This window comes from Candidatus Acidianus copahuensis (assembly GCF_000632495.1).
Classification (GTDB): Archaea; Thermoproteota; Thermoprotei_A; order Sulfolobales; family Sulfolobaceae; genus Acidianus; species Acidianus copahuensis.
In genome coordinates, this window is the sequence record NZ_JFZT01000012.1 from 18,927 (window position 1) to 39,621 (window position 20,695).

The window sequence follows — 20,695 nt, forward strand, 5'->3', positions numbered from 1 at the left end:
CTTATAAATCACATTAATAACGTTATAATTAATTGCTAAGACCATACAATGATTTTATTTTAAAATAGTATAAGGGGATGTGGAAATCCTATAATTACACTTACCTGTTAAAATTTATACTTTACAAGTTTTAAATGTTTCAAACTATTCAGTTTTTACTAGGAACTGATGACCTAGTTCATTTCATGTATCTTAGATTAAGAACAAAATCTTCTAGTTATTAGACTTCTCCTCGCAAAGCTATCTTTATAAATCCAAGATCTAGTAGAGAAACGACCCTTGATAAAGCCGTCCGAAAATCAAAGCTATAACTTTCACTCCTTAGCCAGCTTAAACGGAGATACTGAGTCCCCGTATTTATTAATATAGTCTAGTATCCTTTCTCTCTGCATTTTTAGTTCTCTAATGACCTCCTCTGGAGTATCATCAATTTTCTGGTAAATCGCAGTGATCCGCTCTGTTTTCTCTAAATACTTCCTTAGTTTCAGAGTGAACTGTCTCTCGTACTCTTCCCTTCCATATTCCTTGTTCAAGACCCTTTTAAACAATGTCCTAAGGTCTTCGTAGAGGGGGATTAAACCTATGGGTGTGTAAATAGAGTCCACACTACCCTCAACTCTCCTCACTGCCCAGTTAATCCACACTCTCTTATCCTCCTTAGAGTTTAGGAACTTGTTACCATCCCTCAAGAAGTAATTGAAACCAAAGATTTTAGGTACTTTCCTCAGTTTTTTACCGAACTCCAAATAGTTCTTAAGGTACTTCCCTAAAGAGACTGGCATGAAATCTAAGATAGCCATCGGGTTGAACTCCAGCTCGTCAGACTTACCAATTACTGCAGACGTCCTAGCAGACTCCATGGAAGCCCCAATGGTCACTATCCCATGAGACCATGAGAAAGCCTCAACAGCTGGGATAAGGGTATCATAATCCTTAACTCCGAAAATTACTCCCTCTATTACAACACCGTTAGGGTTATCCCAGTTCTGGTCTAAGTTCTTGAAAGACGTTAGATGGACAGTGAACCTAGCGTTTGGGTGGGATGCAGGCTTACCGCTCTCCATAGTCCACTCACCCTCATGGTTATATCCCCTCTCGGGCTTTGGCACTTCACTCCCCTCCCAATAAACGTCACCGTCAACGGTCATCAACACGTTAGAAAATATTACCTCACCGGGCTTATGAAGGACTTCCCATATTATAGGGTCATCCCTTGCGTTTATCCCTTGAATAATGCCAAAGACACCACACTCTGGGTTTACAGCCATAGGGAGACCGTTAAATTCCTTAATAAATGCTAGGTCATCACTAATCAACTTACCTATCATGGAGGTGGAGGTCTTACCACTCCCAGAAGGAAAAGACGCTGTGAAATAGTGAGTCCCCTTTTCACCCTCAAAACCTATAATAGCCATATGTTCAGACAACCATCCCTCTTCTATAGCCTTAGTTACAGTTAACCTTAAGGCTAACTTCTTTAGCCCAACACTGTTCCCTGCATAAGTAGTATTCACACTGTAAACCGTATTTTCTGCTAAGTCAATCATTATCCTCCTCTTCTTTATATCCAGCTCTCCCTTAGAGTGGATAAACTTCAAGAACTGTTTATCACCAGAAAAATCGTGAAAGGCACTCCTATAGAGTATATTTTCGCTGTGAATAACATAGGGGGAGTCAGTCACTTGGACAGCCAAGATTTGAAATGGGGACTTCTTAGGCCCTAAGGAGTAGAACCCAACATACATCTCCCTACCCTTCATTGAACCCCTCAACAGAGATAGGACCTCCTCTAACCCCTCCTTCCTAGGTTTGGTGTTAACATAAGGTATTTTTGTGTCAGAGAGTATGAACGTGTCCTCCCTCGCCCTAGCTTGATCTAAAGGGTGGTCAAAATGGATTGTGTGCCCATCAGTTCTCAGTTTAATCTCTTCACCACTCTCTAATGCCTTCTTCCTCACATACTCCTTTTCCTCTTCCTCCCCCGTCACTAGATATATACTTTCTGGATCGCAGAGTTCAGATACTTTACTTAAGAACTCAATTAAGTGAAAGTTTTGAAGGGACTCCAGTTTTTTAATACCGTGACGTTGAACTAAACGATTCAAAAAATTTGAGTTAGTTTCCATACTATTGTATTGTAATCGAAAAATTTAATTCTTTCCCCTTAACGTAACTGCGAGGCTCAAGGGAAATACCTTCAATTGTCTAGTTAGTTGATTTTAATAATCCATAAACGTTTTCTCGTTCATTACGCACTCTCATGAAGTTAAATAAACGTGAAGTAGCAAGACGCACTATGTGTAAAGCAAACACTCTCAATACGCTTTAATGGAAAACTTATAAACTTACTACCACACTCTCATACTATGATTAAGGAAGATTTACCTAAAGTTACTGGGGGAAGGAGTATATATAGACGATTTGAACTTACAAAACACAGCATACTTATACGTAGTGAGGTCACAGATAGCTAGGGGGATAATAAAGAGCATATCCAGACCAGAGCACTCTCTCCTATTCCTCACTTGGGAGGACGTAAAGACCTACATGCCCATCAGAGCTGACCCAGATACCCTAAAGACATCTAAAATAGTTAGGATGCCAGTACTAGCTGACGGTAGGGTTAACTTCGTAGGACAACCAGTCCTAGCCTTTGTTGTGGAGGACAGATATGATACAGAGGAAGTGGCTGAAGAAGTCTCAATGGACTACGAAGAGTTAAAACCAATAACTAGCATTGAGGAAGCGTTAAGTTCTGGAGAACCAATCCACCCTGGGGTTAGTGATAATATCTCAGTAAACAAACTATTTGAGGGAGGGGAACTCTCGCTTAAAAGAGAAGCTCACGTTGTGGTTGAAAGGAAACTGTTACAGAATAGGATAGTGTCAAACCCCATTGAGCCAAAGGGGGTAGTAGTTTATTGGGATGGAGAGAGGCTCAACGTCTTTGGTTCCTTCCAGTCAGCCTTTAGGATTAGGGACGACATAAGGGAAGCACTCAATATACCACCAGAGAAAATAAGGGTTATAGCTACAAGGAACGTGGGAGGAGGTTTCGGAAACAAAGTCCCATCCCACCCAGAGTATATCTTAGCTGCAATCGCCTCAATAAAGTTAAGGAGACCAATAAAGTGGATTGAGACTAGGTCAGAACACCTAAAGAACCCCACAATAGGTAGGGGGGTACTCTCAGACGTTAAGTTATACGCTACTGAAGAAGGGGAGATACTAGGTATAGAGGGAATGGTAGCAGTAGACCTAGGGGCGTATAACTACACAATAAACGCAACTACACCAGCGTTCATAGCTAGGTTACTGACTGGGCCATATAAGATGAAGTTCGCCTCAGTGAAGGCCTTAGGTGTTTTCACAAACCTACCACCAACTGGGCCCTATAGGGGTGCAGGTAGACCAGAGGCTGCACTAATTCACGAAACCCTTGTGGAAGACCTAGCTGAAGAACTGGATATGGACCCAATAGAAATTAGGAGGAAGAACCTAGTGGATGATAACGGCTTTATAACACCACTAGGGTTAAAGTATGACCCAGCTGGCTATAGGGAGGTATTTGAAAAAGGTGTAAGGTATTACAATGAGGCAAAGGAAACGTATAAGGGAAAAGGGATAGGTTTTGCCGTATTTACAGAAAACATCAGACTGTCGCCGGGAGAAGGGGCTAAGGTAAGGATAGAGGGTGGTAAGGTAAAGATATATGTGGGCACTGGACCCCACGGGCAGAGGCATGAAACCACATTCGCTAGGTTAGCCTCAGAGGTACTTGTAATTCCAGAGGAGAAAATCGAAGTAATTAAAAACTCCACTGAAGTCTTAAAAGAGGGCATAGGGAGCTTTGGTTCTAGGTCTGGCACTGTGGGTGGGTCTGCTGTAATAGAGGCGTGCAGGGCATTAAAGGAGAAGCTAAACGGGAGGAGTATTGAGGAAGCTGAGGGGTTAGAGGCTGAGGTGTTTTATAAGGCTGAGGACATATATGCTCCCGGAGCACATGTGGCTGTGGTAGATGTTGAGAGAGAGACTGGCTTCGCTAGGGTAATAGCGTATTACGCAGTGGACGACGTAGGCAGAATATTGGTAAAAGAAGACGTCAAGGGGCAAATAATAGGTGGTGTATTACAAGGGGTCTCGCAAGTGCTTTGGGAATACGCACCATATGACCAATACGGGGACCCACTATTTGCTTCCATAGCAGACGTGGGAGTCCCAACTGCTAAAGAAGTAACTTACACAGTGAAAGTTGACGAAGTGGAGTACCCATCACGTTTACCTACACACAGTAGAGGTGTGGGGGAGGGCGGGACAACGGGGGCACTCCCTTCAGTCTTTATCGCCTTAGAAAAGGCTACAGGAAAGAAGTTCAGTAAGACTCCCGTACTACCGTGGGATATTGTGGGATAATTTTTCTTCTAATACCTAGAAAAAACCTTTGTTTAACGGAAAATATACTTTACATTACATATTTTTAAAAAACACGGTTGCTACCAATCTTAATAAATAAAAATTATATTAAACTAGTTTTATGAGTTAGCTTACTCATCTTATGAAGAGAAAAAAGTGATGTTTACACAGTCGTAGTGAGCTACTCGATGTACACTACGAAAACATTAATAATGGTAAGCACCAATATAACTATATGATAAAAGTCATTGATGCCCACGTTCACTACCACATATTCCTTAAAAGGATACCTAAACACTGTGAGGAGTTTTTAGCAAACGTTGAGGGGACTAAGATGACACTTAAGAACGAATATGTAGAGATCGAAAAGGTTCTTTTAGTACCCTCTCACCCATGTCACACTGAGGAGTGTTATGACGGTTTTTACATAGACTATGAGGAGAGGAAAAGGAACCCAGACCTCTTCTTACAGTGGGGTGAAGTGAACCCGTTGAGGTGTAACGTTAAGGAAGAGCTAGAGAGACAGTATTCCTTAGGTATAATTGGGATCAAACTGCATCCAGTCCACCACGCATTTAAGCCCAACGCATATAGGGAAGAGGAGGGAGGACTAAAACAACTCTTGTACGTATATGAGTTCGCTGAAGACCATGATTTACCAGTCTTAATCCACACTGGGACTAGCGTTGGTGTTGGGAGTAGGAACAAGTATGGTGACCCCATCTATGTGGACGACATAGCTAAGGATTTCCCAAGACTAAAGTTAATCCTTGCACATGCTGGGAGACCGTTATGGTATGATACTGCTTTTTACTTGGCTAGGTTTATAAATAACGTGTTTCTTGAGATTTCCTCCATACCTCCTAAAAACATACTGAAGGTGTTACCCAGGCTTAATGAGATATCAGATAAGGTTATTTACGGTAGCGATTTCCCAGCCTTTAAAGGTCAAGACTTAGCTGACTACGCCCACCAAGTGTATAGTGTAGTTAAGGATGAGAGGATAATGAGGGACAACGTTAAGAGGATACTGAAAATTTAGTGAATGATATACGCTAGACATAGTAATTATCAAAATGAAGTATTTTATAAAATTCTAATTCTCTATGACAAACCAAGAGACAATCATAACACTATCATCTAAGAGGAAGTGCGAGAAGCATTAGGCGTACTGTGACCGGAAATCCTATCTCAGCAAGCTGGACTCACTACATGGTCAAGACAAATGACGGTAATAATTAAGTATGACCGCCATAGAGAAAATGAATGGTAAAAAAGCTCTCATACCTTTACACTTACTCTCTCTACCTTATCCAACAACCTGGTAGTTGTAACTCTGAAGTACTGTGTGAAGTAGTACCCAGCCTTTACATCCTCAACCTTAAGGACGTCAACTTCGTCATTTACATACCCTCCTAACTCTATTTCAGCCTTTCCCTTCCACACTTCGCCTAAATTACTCACATCCCTCACTCTGCTTATAATCTCAAAGAGCTCTGTCTCACCATCACCTCTTGAGGGGAAGTGCCTTATGTTAATTAGGGGACCGAAATTTGATGTTGGGATAGAGTCTGTTTTTTTCTTCAAGGTCTACTGTCAGCCTAAACAATACGTTCCCTCCCCTCACCACATACCCTCCTAACTTAAGTCCTCTCTCTGGCTTATTGTATCTAGGAAGGAGCGGATGTAACCTCGTCATGGAGATCTTAGCTAGCTTTTTGGGGAACCCGTCTAACCATCCCCTAATCAGTGCCCAGTCCTTATCTACCCACATGAAAGCGTAATACAAATAGTTCTTCCCCTTATACTCTACCTTAAACCCTATGGCACCCTCCATGTACTGCGTTAGGTCTGGGTCTTTGTACATATAGTCCCATGTGGAGTCTGACGGGGATATGAACTCTGCGACATATACCCAAGCCTCTCCGTCAGTCTTAAAGAACTCTGGTAAAAGCTTTTCGGCACTTTCCCTTTCAAACTTAACGTGTGCCCCAATATAGGTCACACCATAGTGCCATGGTGGTGGAGGTACAATACTTGACTTTCCACTCTTAGTTAATGGTAGACTGAAAGACATAAAGCATCACATAGAATAAGGTTTCACTGTTTTAAAGTTTTTAGAGGTTATCGTTGGTAGATCATTCACGTTATTCTGTCCTTCATGATAAGAAACTTTGCTGGAAAATTGTCTGCATATTAATCACTACGAAAACCAGACTAAATTACAGTGAGAAGGGAGTATTAAAGAACTATCTAACAACGAGAGGGGTCTTAGAGAAACTACTAAAACCGGTAAATGAAAACACTGCCGTTGCGCTAGAGTCAACGGGAGTGTATTCAATGCGCCTAATTAACTTCCTACTATCGATAAGAGTTAAGGTTATGAATCCCTGAGGATTATGAAGGAAGAGTGATAATGTGGACGTAAGAAATATGTAAATTAAGTTTGGTAACGGTAGGAATGTTATGCCTTATGACGATTTAAGAGAGTTAGTCTCAAGGTATTAAGGTGAGAGGTTATTAAGGCTAGGATTAGTAGGGACTTCTTCCTACTTGGCTAGGGTCACTAAAACCCTCCTTGTTATGATGTCCTCCCTTAATCACGCTATTGAGGCTGGTGTTGTTTCCTCCCAAGATTTTTGTTTACTGTTCTCAATGAGAAAGGGAAGGTGAAGTTGGGTCTAGTGTTCCTATGGGTTATGTACTAATGTCTATCCCGGGTAGTCTTTCTGCTGACTAGAGTCGGCGATGTTGTTTTAAGTACTACTTATGTTCAATATTAACTTAACTAGGTATAAGGAATTTTATATAAGTTTCAAAGAGTAAAGTTCATTACATAACGTTAATACTCTAAGCTGTTTGTACTCAGTGTATCGTCTTATCATAAGTAGTTATATTAGGGCGTAGTTAACGTCTCTTATTAAGATTCTTATACATTTATTACGACACACTAAGGAGACCTAACCTTCAGAGGTAGAAAAGGTATTAAGATTCTTATTTATCCCATACGGTAAATGGAGTCTGCATTATCGCATAACATATTATAACTATATGAAACATTTATATATTCTTATACATAAACTACGAGAGTAATTCAATTAATGTATACTATACATTAAAAATATATTATAATTTGTTAAAATTTAACAAAATCGGCGTCTATCATCCTTGTTTTTCACTCTCTTTTTCTCACATTAAAAACTTTTCTGGAACAAGTAGTTCATGTGAGAATATGCTACAAAGATATTCGTAAAGGCCCGGTAAAGTATGATTACTCTAATTTATTGCCTCCTCCCTAAAACTCCTTGTATACCTATGCTTGATACCCTCATAAAAACAACCTCACAATCCTTACACATATCCCCCCGCCTATGATTCTTAACGAGATGAATTTAACTATAAGATAGTGTGAGATGGGGAAATTTTGGGGACCTATCACTCCTATTCTGTGGTATTACTTAATCTCAAGCTAATAATGAACTTATATAATTATGACGACATTATGACTTGGTGTTTCCATTTAAATTGGCTAGGAAGTGAACGAATTAAAACCCAATAACCAGAATAATTTTACCTAATAAAACAAGTGTCTATCCAGAGTGTCGTCAAGATACTAAAAACTTATTATCCTCTTGGGACTAGGTAATACTATGAATAAGGGTGTGAATAATGATTAAAGGTGAATATACCTATAAAAGGATAAATGTAGAGTTCATGGCAGAGGGAGTTAAGCTAAAAGGTTGGTTATATTTACCCGAAAGAGAAGGTAAATTACCAGCAGTTGTGATGTCTCATGGTTTTTCAGCTGTTAAAGAAATGTACCTGGACAGCTTTGCAGAAGTTTTCTCTTCTTCTGGACTAGCAGTCCTAGTTTATGATAATAGAAATTTTGGCGATAGTGAAGGGGAACCCAGACAAGAGATTAATCCCTGGGCTCAGGTGAATGATTACCGTTATGCTATATCTTACGTTAGACAACGACTTGAAATAGATCCTAATAGAATAGGAAAAAGAATTGTTCCAGGGCCGGAAACAGCAGCTATTAAGCTAGTAGCTACTGAGGCGTCCCAAAGACTTTATTACTACACAACTAATGAACTAGGTATTAATTCGTTAGTAACCGATGATGAAAGTAATAATATACTTTTAGGCTTGCTTTCATCCTTTGCAGGGACTATAGGAGGGGGTACATCAGAAATTTTAAGAAATTTACTTGGCGAACATGTGCTAAAGCTACCTAAATAACGATGATAAAAATGAAGGCTATAATAATACCCAGCTTTAAGGGGGGCTATAAGATAACTGAAACTGAGATACCTAGGCCTAATAAGGATGAGGTATTAGTAAAGGTAAAACTTGGTGCCTTATGTTACAGGGATTTATTGCAATTACAAGGTTACTATCCTAGAGCTAAATATCCTTTAATCTTAGGTCATGAAATGGTAGGAGTAATTGAAGATGTAGGAGAAAATGTTGAGGGATATAGTAATGGAGATAGGGTTACAACGATGCTTTACGTTCCAGACTGGAAGTGCGATGCATGTAAACTAGGTGAAGAGTATTATTGTAAGAACTCAAAGGTTTATTCTCAGGAACTGGATGGATTTTTTGCAGAATACGCTCTAGTTAAATGGTCTACGTTAGTTAAGATTCCGTCTGATGTTGGAGATGAAGCAGCAGTTGTTACGCCTTGTGTTTCTGCAATGGTTCTAAGAGGTCTTAAGAGATCTGGAATTAGGGAAGGAGATTACGTATTAGTTACTGGTGCTGGGGGTGGAGTTGGCGTTCATGCTGTACAGATGGCCAAAGCTTTAGGTGGAAAAGTTATTGCAGTGACTTCAAGTGAGGATAAGGCAAAGTTTCTTTCAAAAATAGCGGATCATGTTATTGTAGGTAATAAATTCTCGGAAGATGTTAGGAAAATAGGTGATGTGAGAATAGTTATAGATAACGTTGGACCTTTTACTTTTGATGAGACTTTAAGGGTGCTTAAACAAGGAGGTAAAGTAATACAGATAGGAAATATAGATCCTTCACAAAGTGTTAATTTAAGATTAGGCTATCTCATATTGAAAAATATTGAAATAATAGGACACGCTGGTGCAGGGAAGAGAGATATTGAAGAGGCTTTATCATTAGCTAGGGAGGGCAAATGGAGGCCAGTAGTGTCTAATATTTTAAGTTTTGAGGAGATCGAAAAAGGGCTACAAATGTTAAGAGAAAAATCTAACTTAGGGAAGATATTATTAAGGTTTTAAGTAAATAGTTTAGTCACATCAGGTTTCAAATTATGGTATATTTTTCCTAATGTTATTGCCCTCCTTAAGTGTAAGTGTATGTCTATATCTTCAGTGAAACCTATACCACCGTGAACTTGAATACCATCCATTATGACCTTTGGTAATCTCTTTGAGGCATAATATTTCGCTACAATAGCCATCTCGGGATTTCTTGTCGCCTCAAGGTATAACGATCTAGCTAACTCCACACTTATTGCATCATCAACTAATTTATGCTTTATTGCTTGATATGAACCTATTGGCTTTCCGAAGGCTATCCTGTTCTTATCGTACTCTATACTCATGTTAACAACTGTTTCAGCGTGACCAACAATTTGTGAAGCCAAATTTACTAACGCGGCATTAACGTCGAAATTTATTGGTTGAGATTTCTTAAAGATTACCTTACTTACTTTCATAGAATTGTCTAGGGAATTATACGGGTTTATTTCGGCTTCCTCCTTCCATCCCATTCTATCCTTAACTATTATAACATCTGCGCTATCTGCTGCTGGAACTAAATCACTATCAGAAAAAGCAACCTTTATTCTTCCAGAGAATATTCCATCTAAGATCTGTTGATCATTAATGGATTTTACAGCAATTAAAGTAGAGGTAATCACACCAGGTAATAATTTTCCTCCTAGGACCTCATTTATGATAGCGGTATTATATAGTGAAGAATTATACAAATATTGAAATACCCTGACTTAACCACTTCGTTCCATACAGAGTTTAAAACAGACGTATCTCCCTCAGCATACTTTCTCAACAACTTAGTGTTCCAAACCCTATCTATAGCCTCGCCTAGCGATGTTAGAATTAACTTAAGATCCTCATCTATATATAAATCTCTACTTATTATCATCAAAAATCACTAAGCTATAATATCTAAGAAACATTATAAAAGCTTTTCTTAGAGCTTAATGTGTAACCCATGGCTTCAAGTATTCAAAGTCTTGCTTTCGAATCTAAGCATAGTATTAACTACTTATGCTAGGAGGAATAGAAAACCATCCTAATCGCGAGGGAAAAAGCCAAAGGTTTTTCTGTAATACCGGACAACTCAAGTAACCTTTACAAGCTTCCTATCCAAAGCAACATATAACTCTCGCTTTAGTAGCTCATATGAAAATTTTTTCTCGTTAAGTAGTTCTCCGAACTCCTCGTAATACACTGTGAGTTTATCTTTTGATGCGTCTACCCTTATTACCCTCACTTTCACCACCCTCTAAGGCTATAGGCTCATCTTCAGTGTGTAGTGGAGGTTAATCCAAGCTAAAAGGGGACGTTTGAGCCCATGCGCGTAACTGGTCTGCTCCCCATTAGGGATCAAGTATTACTTATCGCTTGACCCTTAATATGTTTTATAAAAGTATTAAGACGTTATGCAATTCTTTTGAAAGGCTTGAGAAAAGATTGATGCCAGAGTCTACTCTCATTCACCACACTCTGAGATTTTGGTTCACTTTATCTACTTTCTTTAGTAATTTATGTATCTATAAATCTTAAGACTAATTACGAAGAAAATATCCGAAAGAGTTACTAGTAGGTCTGTTCCTCTTTGTATACATTATCAAACTATTTCACCCCTCTGATTTAGTTAGATACGCGCAGTCTACTTATTAGAACAGATCCAAAGGTCTTTAGAAGAATTAATGTTTAGCTCAGAATACTTCATTTGTCAACTTGCAAATAAAGAAACTAGTAAGGTAAATAAATAACCTCTTCATTTATTCCACAAAGCATTAAAGCTTACCTGGGCAGTTTTAGGATAGACTCTCCTATCAGATTTCTTAAAACTTCTGAGGATCCGCCCCCTATAGTAGCAGCCCTAGATGCAATAAGACCTAATGAAAATTCACTAGCCTCAGATAAGGGTTCCTCGAATATTAATGTTTCTTTGTCTAAATTATTAACTCCGAATTCGTAAAATTCTTGCAAAACCTCAGAAGATATAATTTTTAATATAGCGGCCTCAATTCCTGGGGGAGATTTTCTTTTACCATATAACTCTAACATCCTATTATATAGTAATTTAGTGGCGTATAGATTTAAAATGCTTAATTCAAGCTCTTTTTGTTTCTCTTTAAAATTGCTTAGCACATTTCTTAACGCATTCTCTGCAGCCAAGATGAAAGGAATGGATAGGTTAACTCTCTCATTATTTAAAACCAGTGTAGCTATTTTCCATCCCTCGTTAACCTTACCGATAACGTTCTCTTTAGGAACCTTCAAATTATTGAAATACACCATGTTAAATTCAGATTTACCAGTTATCTGCCTAATAGGCTTAACTGTAATACCTTGACTCCTCATATCGACAATAAACATGGTCAATCCCTTATGCCTATCCTCTGGTTTTCCGGTCCTAGCCAATAAAATCATATAATCGGCCAAGTGGGCATAACTACTCCATATTTTCTGTCCAGTGATCTCAAAATACTCTCCCTTATCCTCAGCCCTAGTCTGAATTGAAGCCAAGTCAGAACCAGCTTGAGGCTCAGAAAAACCTTGACACCAAATATCTTCTCCAGTCAAAATTCTCTTCACATACTTCCTCTTCTGATCCTCCGATCCAGCTATTATTAAACTAGGACCTACAATGCTCATTCCTATTCCCGCAGTGGGATTTCCATATGGTACTTTAGCTTTCATGAATTCCTCATATGCTATTAACTCCTTTATTGGATCATCACCATATCCACCATACTCCTTTGGCCAACTTATCCCCAGAAGACCAGCCTCATAAACTTTCCTATGCCACCTCTTCAACTCATCTAAATTATCTACATACCTTCCACTAAATGGGATTGTTGAACCTTTCTCCTTTAATTCCTCTGGAGTATTAGCCCTTATCCATTTTCTAACATATTCCCTAAACTCTTCAAGCATGATTAAATTTAATGAAGTTGAGGATTAATAAACTCTTCCTCTTCAAAGTTATGAAAGTAAGAATTATAAATATAATATCCTAATTTAATTTTGTGAGTATTGATAAGCTAGTTTCGTCTCTGAATGAGGATAATGTCATAGCTTTAATGAAGAGGTATAATAAAGTCAATAGGTGAGTCGTAGCGGATATACCTAAGTTTACAGCGCATAAATTTCCAGATAATAAAGGGATTATATATATCAATAAGGAAGGAGTTAGAGCTGAATACACTTATTCACAACTAGATGCGTTATCTAATGCTTTTGCTAATTTTCTTTTAGAATCAGGTCTTGCAGAATATGATAGAGTATCGATTTATTCTTTTAATAGTGATTATTATGTAATATCAATGTTTGGTGTGTTTAAGGCAAAAGGTGTTTTCGTACCGATAAATTATCTTTTGACAGGGAGGGAAATGGCTTATCAAGTAAATAACTCTGAGAGTAGTTTTCTACTAGTCGAAAATTTGTTCTATAAAGAAGTTAAATCACATTTAACCGAGATGCAGAGTGTTAAGAAAATGTTAATTTTAAACAGATTTGGAAAGGTCGAAGATAAGCAATTTGTGGACTTTGAAGAAGCGATAAAGAGTTATAGTACGAGAGAACCGGATAAGATTCTTAATATTTGGGATCCAATTTTAATAATGTACACGAGTGGCACTGAATCTTTGCCAAAAGGAGTTATTTTAACTAACCAATCTGTTATCTCAGAAGCAGTGAGTGCAATTATTGCAAGTAAGAGTGACCCTAATACTGTAATCTTACATTCGTTACCCCTACAACATGTTAGAGGTCTGACTGTTGGTCTAATCCCAAATTTAATAATAGGTGCTACTAATATCATAATACCTAGACCAGATGTTCAGTTAATTCTTGAAACTGTAGAGAAATATAAGGTTACTGCATTAGGTACCGTACCTACCATGTGGATAGCAATTTTGAACCACCCTGATCTTAGAAAGTATGACCTATCTTCAATTGAAGTTATAGGTTATGGTGCCTCTAAGATGCCAGTGGAGGTTTTAAAGAAATTAAAAGAATTATTCCATAAGGCAAAGTTCTATAACTATTATGGGCAGACTGAAGCAACAGGCGTTGATATCATGTTATTTCCAGAAGACCATGACAAGAAATTAGATAAAAGTGGGAAAGAGTTAGTTTTCTCGTATGTAGAGTTAATGGATGATAATGGCGACGTTATAAAAGATACTAACAAGATTGGTGAAATAGTCATTAGGGGTCCTCAAATTATGGTAGGTTATTATAAGAATTCTGAGGCTACAGAGAAAGCCTTCATGTATGACTGGTTTCATAGTGGAGACATGGGTATCAGGGATGATGAGAGTTATTTACAATTCATTGATAGGAAAAAGGATATGATAAAAAGTGGGGGAGAAAATGTAAGTGCTCTTGAAGTTGAGGAAATTATTTATAAGCATCCAGCTGTGAAAGAGGTCGCTGTAGTTGGTCTACCCGATCCTAAGTGGATCGAAGTGGTAACTGCGGTAGTTGTTCTTAAAGATGAATTTAAGGGAAAGGTAGTAGAAGAAGATATAATTAAATTCTGTAAACAATATCTTTCAAGTTTTAAGGTACCAAAGCGAGTAATATTTTTGAACACATTACCTAAAAATCCGACGGGAAAAATAATGAAAAACGAACTAAAAAAGATCCTCTTAAAAAGTTAGGCCTTTTTTAATTCATACGTTATATAACCTTCTGGTTCTCTTTTAACCACATGCAACTTAACTTTCATCTCTACTTTAATATCCTTAAGATCTTCATTTATCCATGCTAGCACGTTAATACCCTCTTTTCATCTAGCTATACCTACTATATAATCGGGATAATGGAAGAAGCTGAGAGGTTTAACTGTTATCATAGTGTATGTTAATAGTTCCCCTTCTCCGGATAATTCAACAATATTTAATCCAGATATTTTACATTTAGTGCAATCATCTTGTGGGGGGAAGTACAGAGCTCCGCATTTTGGACATTTAGTTCCAAAATCTTTGTGAAAGTTCTCTTACATCAATCCATAGTGGGTTGTTAGTCTTCTGCTCCCTTATTATTGGTGACCCCGTATTCTTAATTAACATATCTATTTGCTCTAGGACTTTCTTATCTATTTCATTAAATTGTTTTTCTCTAACGTCAACAATTCCCATCTTCATCACGCAGAAGGTTTCTTTAGAGAATATATCGTGACATAGGCGTAATGCCCAGTACCACCCATATTATGTGCTAATGCATAACCGTTGTTAATAGTTGCTTGAGTACCCTTTGGAGCTCTTTGTTGTAGTTGTCTTGTAAGAGATACCGCCATACTAACCCCAGTAGCTCCTATTGGATGTCCTTTTGCCTTTAATCCTCCATCAGCATTTACTGGAATTCTGCCACCAATATATGTTTGACCTTCTCTTGCCAATATGTACCCTTCTCCTCTATTTGCAAAACCTAAATCCTCGTAAGCCATAATTTCAGCTATGGTGAAACAATCATGTACTTCAGCTACATCAATATACTTCCAACTCTCTTCTCTATTAATCTTAGCCCTTTTATAAGCTTCTTCGGCAGCTACTCTAGCAGCATCAATTGACACGAAATCATCTCTTTTTGATAAGTTTGCTGTACCTGAAGCGAAACCTTGAGACACTATCCAAACTGGCGTATCAGTTATCCTCTTTGCTACTTCTTCAGACGCTAAAATAACAGCTGCCGCACCGTCGGTAATTGGACAAGCATCATAAACCTTTAGTGGGGAGGCAATAATTTTAGACTTCAAATACTCTTCTATTTTTATTGGTTTTTGGAATGTAGCATAAGGATTAAAACTACCATAATAATGATTCTTTACCGCTATCTGTCCTAGATCCTCCTCTTTCATACCGTATTTTGCCATATATCGCGTGGCATACAAAGCATAGTACCCTGGAAAGGTTAACCCAAAATTCTCAAACTCCCAAAAGTAATTCCCAGCCCTCCTCATCATCTCAATTGCTAAAGGATGCGGTGATTGGTGCATCTGTTCAGCACCAATAACCATTGCTATTTTAGCCTCTCCCGATTTTATAGCTTGATACGCAATTCTTAAGGCTGCACTTCCAGTAGCACATGCAGCTTCAACTCGCATAGTTCCTTTAGGGGCTAAATTACAATATTCTCCAATAACTATTGCAGATAGAGGTTCTGAACTCCAACCTCCCGCATTCCCTACTACAAACATATCTATATCTTGTTGCTCTAGATTAGCTTCTTCTAATGCTTGTCTCACCGTTTCCCATGCTAATTCTTGTAAGTTTACATCCGTTCTTGCTCCGAATTTACTGTGCCCAGTTCCTACTATTGCAACATCTGCCATGTGTATAATTAGCTCTTTGAGCTATTAAGTTTTTCTTAAAAATAAACCTTTATTGAGTATAATTTATAAACTTAAAGACAAATGATATACTATGATAATTACGGAAGTTGAGGCAAGGTGCATAAAAGTACCATTACCGACTAAGCTATATCCTGCCTGGACTCCCGGAATTGCACAATCGCACTTAGAGGCATGTTTAGTAAAAATATATACTGATGAGGGAATTATTGGAATATCTGGAGGTATAGATTTTCAAGGAGTCGTAAAGAAAAGTATAGAGGATTTTGTAAAGCATTATTTAATAGGGAAGGATCCTTTCTTATTAGGCAATTTTGATAGAGTAATTAAGTTTTCCTCGTTTATTGGACCAAGAACGTATATAGTTGAAATCGCACTTTGGGATTTGATAGGAAAGGCATTAAAGGCACCAATATATAGGTTATTGGGCGGATATAAGGATAGAGTAAAGGCTTATGCGAGTACTGCAGAGGTTAAGAAGGCTGAAGATAGAATAAAGGATGTGAAAAATATGATTAATGAAGGATTTAAAGCTGTTAAAATTAGAGCCCACAGCGAAAACCCCGAAGATGATATAAAAGTTGTAAAAGCCTTAAGAGACGCATTTGGATTCTCAATTGAAATAATGGTAGATGCAAATCAAGCATGGAGTTGGACTGGTCCCGTATGGTCTTATAATACTGTATTAAAAGTTGCGAGAGAACTAGAAAAAATGGAAGTTTCTTGGCTTGAAGAACCTTTACCCAAAGATAATCTTGAAGGTTTGAGAAGATTAAGAAAAGAGGTCAATATTCCAATTGCTGGTGGCGAGTTAGAACATGGTCTATATAGATTTAAGGAGCTAATTGAGAAAGACGTTTATGATATAGTGCAACCAGACGTTACGTTATCTGGAGGTATAAACGAGGTGAAGAAAATAGCTTCGTTAGCAGAGTCTAAAAATAAGCTATGTATACCTCATACATGGACGCATGGATTAGGATTAGCTGCTAACCTACAATTAATAGGTTCATTGTCTAATTGCCCATTTTTAGAATTTCCATACGAACCTCCTGCATGGAGAGTTGAAGTCAGAGATATGTTAATAAAGGAGCCTTTAAAAATAGACAAGGATGGATATGTTAATATACCCAACAAGCTGGGGCTTGGAATAGAGCTTAATGAGGAGATTATAGAAAAATATTCAGTTCAATAACAACTTATAGAATTCCTCTTTTAATCTTTCAATATCAGCTTTATCGGTTTTAAAGTATTTAATCATTCCGCTTTCAGAGTCAATCTTTCTAACGACTATTCCTATTCTCTCTAAGAATACTAAATGGGCAAAAGTCTCCCCTAAAGCCATATTCTTTTGAAATATATCGGCCTCTTCCCATCTCTTTCCTCCTAACTTCCACTTTATTTTTGATGCTATTTCATATGGTGTAGAACCGTTAGGTGAGATATTATTAACAGTCTCTATTAATCTTTCTAAATGATGCTCCTTAAGTTCCTTAATTCTTCCTTCTAAGTTTGTAAAAATATATTGATGTGCAGGCAAAATCTCTTTAACTTCCATATTAAGAACCTTATTTAAGCTTCTTAAGTAGTCGAGTAGATAGTTTCCCTCTTCGGTTAATTGTGAAATATTGGAGGAAATGGTTGGCAATATATGATCACCAGAGAAAAGTAGTTTATTCTCTGGATCATAAAGACATATATGCCCCGGTGTATGTCCAGGCGTCCAAATTACTCCAAGTTCTCTATCACTCCACTTTAACGTCTCGTTATCAGATAATTCCTCTGCATAACTGATTAGTTCTGTATACATGTTAACTCTTTTAGCCCATGGAAATACTTCTATATTATCATACATCTCTTTTGGTGCCCCCATACTTTTCAACATATTTATAGTAGAGGAGAGATAAGTTTCCGGAGAAGAGACTAATGTTGAAATGAAGTGTTTATCAACCTTGCTCATATATATTTTTACATCCTTATTTCTCGCCTTTATTCTTGTTACTAAACCTAAGTGATCTACGTGAAAATGAGTTATAACGATATATTTTATATCTTTAATTGTAATGTTTAACGTATTTAAGTTATCGAGGAATGAGTTAAAGGACATTTCGCTGTCCCATCCGGTGTCTATTAAACCTATCGAATTATTACTGGATTTTAATACGTATGCATTAAGATACTTTAAGGATGGTTGGAGTATCTTTACTTCCATTTTATACGTTCTCTCTTCCCTTCTTCTACAACCATATTATTTATAATAGTATCAGATGGTATATAATCTTTATATATTAAAACATTAAAACATTAGAAATATGTATCAAGGGTTAACTTTTGATGAATTTCAAATAGGTCAAAAATTCGTTTCAAATCCCATAACTGTGACTGATGCACACATAACTTTTTTTGCAGGACTTTCTGGAGATTTTAATCCTCTTCATATAAATGAGGAATTTGCTAAAAAGACCATATTTAAGGGAAGAATAGCCCACGGCTTGCTTACGCTAACTTTAACCTCTGGGTCATTAGGGATGTTAGTAGCCGGAACCGCAATAGCTTTTCTAGAAATGTCAGTAAAATTTATAGCCCCAGTAAAAATAGGAGATACAATTTATGCTGAGGCTATAGTTAAGGATAAACAATACAAAGAGAAATATAATGGAGGAATAGTGATTTTTCAAATTACGATAAAAAATCAAAGAGGAGAAAAGGTTGTCGAGGGAGAGTTCAAGCTATTGATTTCCTCAAAAAGACCAGAATCACTTTAAACCTTCTGACGTTAATTCTAACGGTATCTTAGCGGTCTCTTTACTCATAAGGATCGAGATTATAAGGGCAACTAAACAAACACTTCCGAAAAAGATAAGAGAATTTGAAAAACCTAAAATTTTATCAATCTGAGGGAAATAAACTACACCTAAAACGGCACCAACCCTGCTAAATGAAGTGGCAAACCCTTGACCCGTAGACCTTATTGGAGTTGGGAATAGTTCAGTAGGATAAAATAAAGTAACAGCCCCTGCCCATTGTTCCAAGGCAACGAAGGACATGAAATATGGAACTAGTACAGGCCCTAATATATGATAGAGACCTCCTAGATATAATAGGAAACTCATAGATCCTAAACCAACTAGAAGTACTACTCTTCTACCTAATGAGTCAATCATAATTTCTGCAATCATATACCCAATAACTGCTGCACCAGCAATTGCTAATGTCCCTAAAATAACCTCATAACTTGACGGAAAAGCAAACTCTTTTAATAAATATGGATAATAAAGACCTATGCCGTAAGACGCAACATCAAATAGGAACCATACGGTGGTAACGAATAGAGTTATTTTTAATATCTTTCCTCTAAATAAATCCATAAACCCCTTGACACCCTTGTTTTCAATCTCAGGATCTGGAACTTCATCAGTCTTTATTTTGCCTACTGAGACTAACCATCTTGGAGATTCTGATAATCTTAACCTTAATATTATTATTGGCAGAGAAATTATTCCACCTATGGCAAAAACGTACCGCCAAAAATATGGGCCAAAAGGTAAAAATATTAATGTAATCAACCCAGAGAGACCAGATCCAATCCAGTACATAGCTACAGATCCAGTCAAATATCTACCCCTAGACTTCGATGGTGACATTTCTGACATTAAAGTACTACTTATGGGGTAATCTCCGCCTATCCCTATACCCAAAAGAAATCTCGAAATGAAAAGTTCTAGGAAGTTTTGTGAAATTGCTGAAGTTATACCGAAAACTAAGAATAATATTAAATCTAAACCCATTAACTTACTTCGCCCCATTTTATCCGAAAGCCAACCGAAGAGTATTGATCCCGGAATCATGCCCGCTAGAGATGAGGCTAATAACAACCCATACTCTAAAGTGCTTAGAGAAAATTCTTTCAATATAAAAGTTGCGGCAAATGATATTACCGATAAATCATATCCGTCCAGTAGAAATCCCGCTGAAGACAGAAAAAATGCTTTTAATTTTGTTGACAAGGGTAAGTTCTCGAAGTACACCATCATGTAAAATAAGAGGTTGAATATTATAAAATTACTCTTGTATTAATGTGTATCCAACTTGTCATCAAATAATGATAAACTCCGGTACACCCTTAGAATACCGGCATCTGACAAACGGTGAACTCAAGGCCCATAAGAGTAAACAACCTTTCCTTAGTTAGAGATCAAGTAAATATCTACAAAGCCTTTGATTATTGAAGCAAGCAATAGTGGATCGTCTTCCGATACAAAATGTCCAATATCCTTGAGTAAGATGAATTTAGAACTTGGAATTTGATTGGACAGTCTAATTCCATGGAAGTAAGGGATATATACGTCTTGATCTCCCCAAATTATTAGAGTAGGAATTTTTACCTTATTTAACTCCGGAAGTGCTTTTAAAGTATCTCTAAAGTCTAATGCCCTAGCTGCCCTTAAGTAAGCCCTTTTGCCTTCCTCACTCGAAAAGGGTTCTGCATACATTTTAGCTACTTCCATGGTAATTTTCTCCTTTCTTACGACTCCTTGTCTCAGTGAATTATAAAAGCCCTCTACCATGTCAACTCGTTTTATATAATCGTCCCATTTAGGATCTTTTAGCCTTAAGATAGTTTGTGTTGGCCAATAGTCCATTCCCGCGCTATCCACTAATATCATTGAGGACACAATCCCCCTCA

Annotated in this window: 15 protein-coding genes and 3 pseudogenes; 7 read left to right on the forward strand and 11 right to left on the reverse strand. The window is 37.5% G+C overall.

Going from position 1 to position 20,695, the window contains the following annotated elements:
- Positions 1 to 314: 314 nt before the first annotated feature.
- On the reverse strand, positions 315 to 2,126 hold the full coding sequence (locus tag CM19_RS00485; RefSeq protein ID WP_048098495.1) for a phosphoenolpyruvate carboxykinase (GTP): 1,812 nt from the start codon (positions 2,124 to 2,126) through the stop codon (positions 315 to 317).
- Between the two features lie 240 nt (positions 2,127 to 2,366).
- On the opposite strand from CM19_RS00485, the pseudogene CM19_RS00490 reads away from it, so the two are divergent.
- A pseudogene (locus tag CM19_RS00490) lies at positions 2,367 to 4,413 on the forward strand (xanthine dehydrogenase family protein molybdopterin-binding subunit).
- 235 nt (positions 4,414 to 4,648) lie between these two features.
- Positions 4,649 to 5,455 carry an amidohydrolase family protein gene (locus CM19_RS00495; RefSeq protein ID WP_048098497.1) on the forward strand — a complete coding sequence of 269 codons (807 nt, stop codon included), beginning with the start codon at positions 4,649 to 4,651 and terminating at the stop codon, positions 5,453 to 5,455.
- Positions 5,456 to 5,694: 239 nt separating this feature from the next.
- On the opposite strand, the pseudogene CM19_RS00500 reads toward CM19_RS00495, so the two are convergent.
- Positions 5,695 to 6,490: pseudogene (locus CM19_RS00500) on the reverse strand (acetoacetate decarboxylase family protein).
- Between the two features lie 1,592 nt (positions 6,491 to 8,082).
- Here CM19_RS00500 and CM19_RS13000 point away from each other — a divergent pair.
- Together CM19_RS13000 and CM19_RS00510 are read left to right on the forward strand one after the other, a co-directional pair.
- Positions 8,083 to 8,658, forward strand: a complete 576-nt coding sequence (locus CM19_RS13000) for an alpha/beta hydrolase (RefSeq protein WP_235185573.1) — start codon at positions 8,083 to 8,085, stop codon at positions 8,656 to 8,658.
- 11 nt (positions 8,659 to 8,669) lie between these two features.
- A complete protein-coding gene (locus tag CM19_RS00510) occupies positions 8,670 to 9,671 on the forward strand; it encodes an acryloyl-coenzyme A reductase (RefSeq protein WP_048098509.1) in 1,002 nt (333 codons plus the stop codon).
- On the opposite strand, the gene CM19_RS00515 is transcribed toward CM19_RS00510, so the two are convergent.
- From CM19_RS00515 to CM19_RS00520, 4 genes are all read right to left on the reverse strand, one after another.
- Complete coding sequence (locus CM19_RS00515) at positions 9,668 to 10,384, reverse strand: acyl-CoA dehydrogenase family protein (protein WP_235185574.1); 717 nt, start codon at positions 10,382 to 10,384, stop codon at positions 9,668 to 9,670. The genes CM19_RS00510 and CM19_RS00515 overlap by 4 nt on opposite strands.
- Positions 10,348 to 10,560 carry a hypothetical protein gene (locus tag CM19_RS13250; protein WP_235185575.1) on the reverse strand — a complete coding sequence of 71 codons (213 nt, stop codon included), beginning with the start codon at positions 10,558 to 10,560 and terminating at the stop codon, positions 10,348 to 10,350. Before CM19_RS13250 ends, CM19_RS00515 begins: the two co-directional genes overlap by 37 nt.
- Before the next feature lie 198 nt (positions 10,561 to 10,758).
- A complete protein-coding gene (locus CM19_RS13005) occupies positions 10,759 to 10,911 on the reverse strand; it encodes a hypothetical protein (RefSeq protein WP_160164844.1) in 153 nt (50 codons plus the stop codon).
- Positions 10,912 to 11,447: 536 nt separating this feature from the next.
- A complete protein-coding gene (locus CM19_RS00520; protein ID WP_048098498.1) occupies positions 11,448 to 12,587 on the reverse strand; it encodes an acyl-CoA dehydrogenase family protein in 1,140 nt (379 codons plus the stop codon).
- A 188-nt stretch (positions 12,588 to 12,775) separates the two neighbouring features.
- Between CM19_RS00520 and CM19_RS00525 the strand changes: the two genes are divergently transcribed.
- Positions 12,776 to 14,317, forward strand: coding sequence for an AMP-binding protein (locus tag CM19_RS00525; protein WP_268744917.1), 1,542 nt, complete (start codon positions 12,776 to 12,778; stop codon positions 14,315 to 14,317).
- Here the strand turns inward: CM19_RS00525 and CM19_RS00530 are convergent.
- Positions 14,314 to 14,797, reverse strand: a pseudogene (locus CM19_RS00530) (Zn-ribbon domain-containing OB-fold protein). The gene CM19_RS00525 and the pseudogene CM19_RS00530 overlap by 4 nt on opposite strands.
- A gap of 5 nt (positions 14,798 to 14,802) precedes the next feature.
- Entirely contained in the window at positions 14,803 to 15,990 is a 1,188-nt protein-coding gene (locus CM19_RS00535) for a thiolase domain-containing protein (protein WP_048098499.1), read from the reverse strand.
- A gap of 91 nt (positions 15,991 to 16,081) precedes the next feature.
- On the opposite strand from CM19_RS00535, the gene CM19_RS00540 reads away from it, so the two are divergent.
- Complete coding sequence (locus CM19_RS00540; RefSeq protein WP_048098500.1) at positions 16,082 to 17,203, forward strand: mandelate racemase/muconate lactonizing enzyme family protein; 1,122 nt, start codon at positions 16,082 to 16,084, stop codon at positions 17,201 to 17,203.
- Here the strand turns inward: CM19_RS00540 and CM19_RS00545 are convergent.
- Positions 17,192 to 18,220, reverse strand: coding sequence for an MBL fold metallo-hydrolase (locus CM19_RS00545; protein ID WP_048098501.1), 1,029 nt, complete (start codon positions 18,218 to 18,220; stop codon positions 17,192 to 17,194). The genes CM19_RS00540 and CM19_RS00545 overlap by 12 nt on opposite strands.
- 100 nt (positions 18,221 to 18,320) lie before the next feature.
- Here CM19_RS00545 and CM19_RS00550 point away from each other — a divergent pair, with 100 nt between their 5' ends.
- Complete coding sequence (locus CM19_RS00550; protein ID WP_048098502.1) at positions 18,321 to 18,773, forward strand: MaoC family dehydratase; 453 nt, start codon at positions 18,321 to 18,323, stop codon at positions 18,771 to 18,773.
- On the opposite strand, the gene CM19_RS00555 is transcribed toward CM19_RS00550, so the two are convergent.
- Both CM19_RS00555 and CM19_RS00560 read right to left on the reverse strand, forming a co-directional pair.
- Positions 18,765 to 20,039: an MFS transporter gene (locus CM19_RS00555; protein ID WP_048098510.1), complete on the reverse strand. Its 1,275-nt coding sequence runs from the start codon at positions 20,037 to 20,039 to the stop codon at positions 18,765 to 18,767. The genes CM19_RS00550 and CM19_RS00555 overlap by 9 nt on opposite strands.
- A 153-nt stretch (positions 20,040 to 20,192) precedes the next feature.
- A partial coding sequence (locus tag CM19_RS00560; protein WP_235185577.1) for an alpha/beta fold hydrolase occupies positions 20,193 to 20,695 on the reverse strand: 503 nt, incomplete at its 5' end.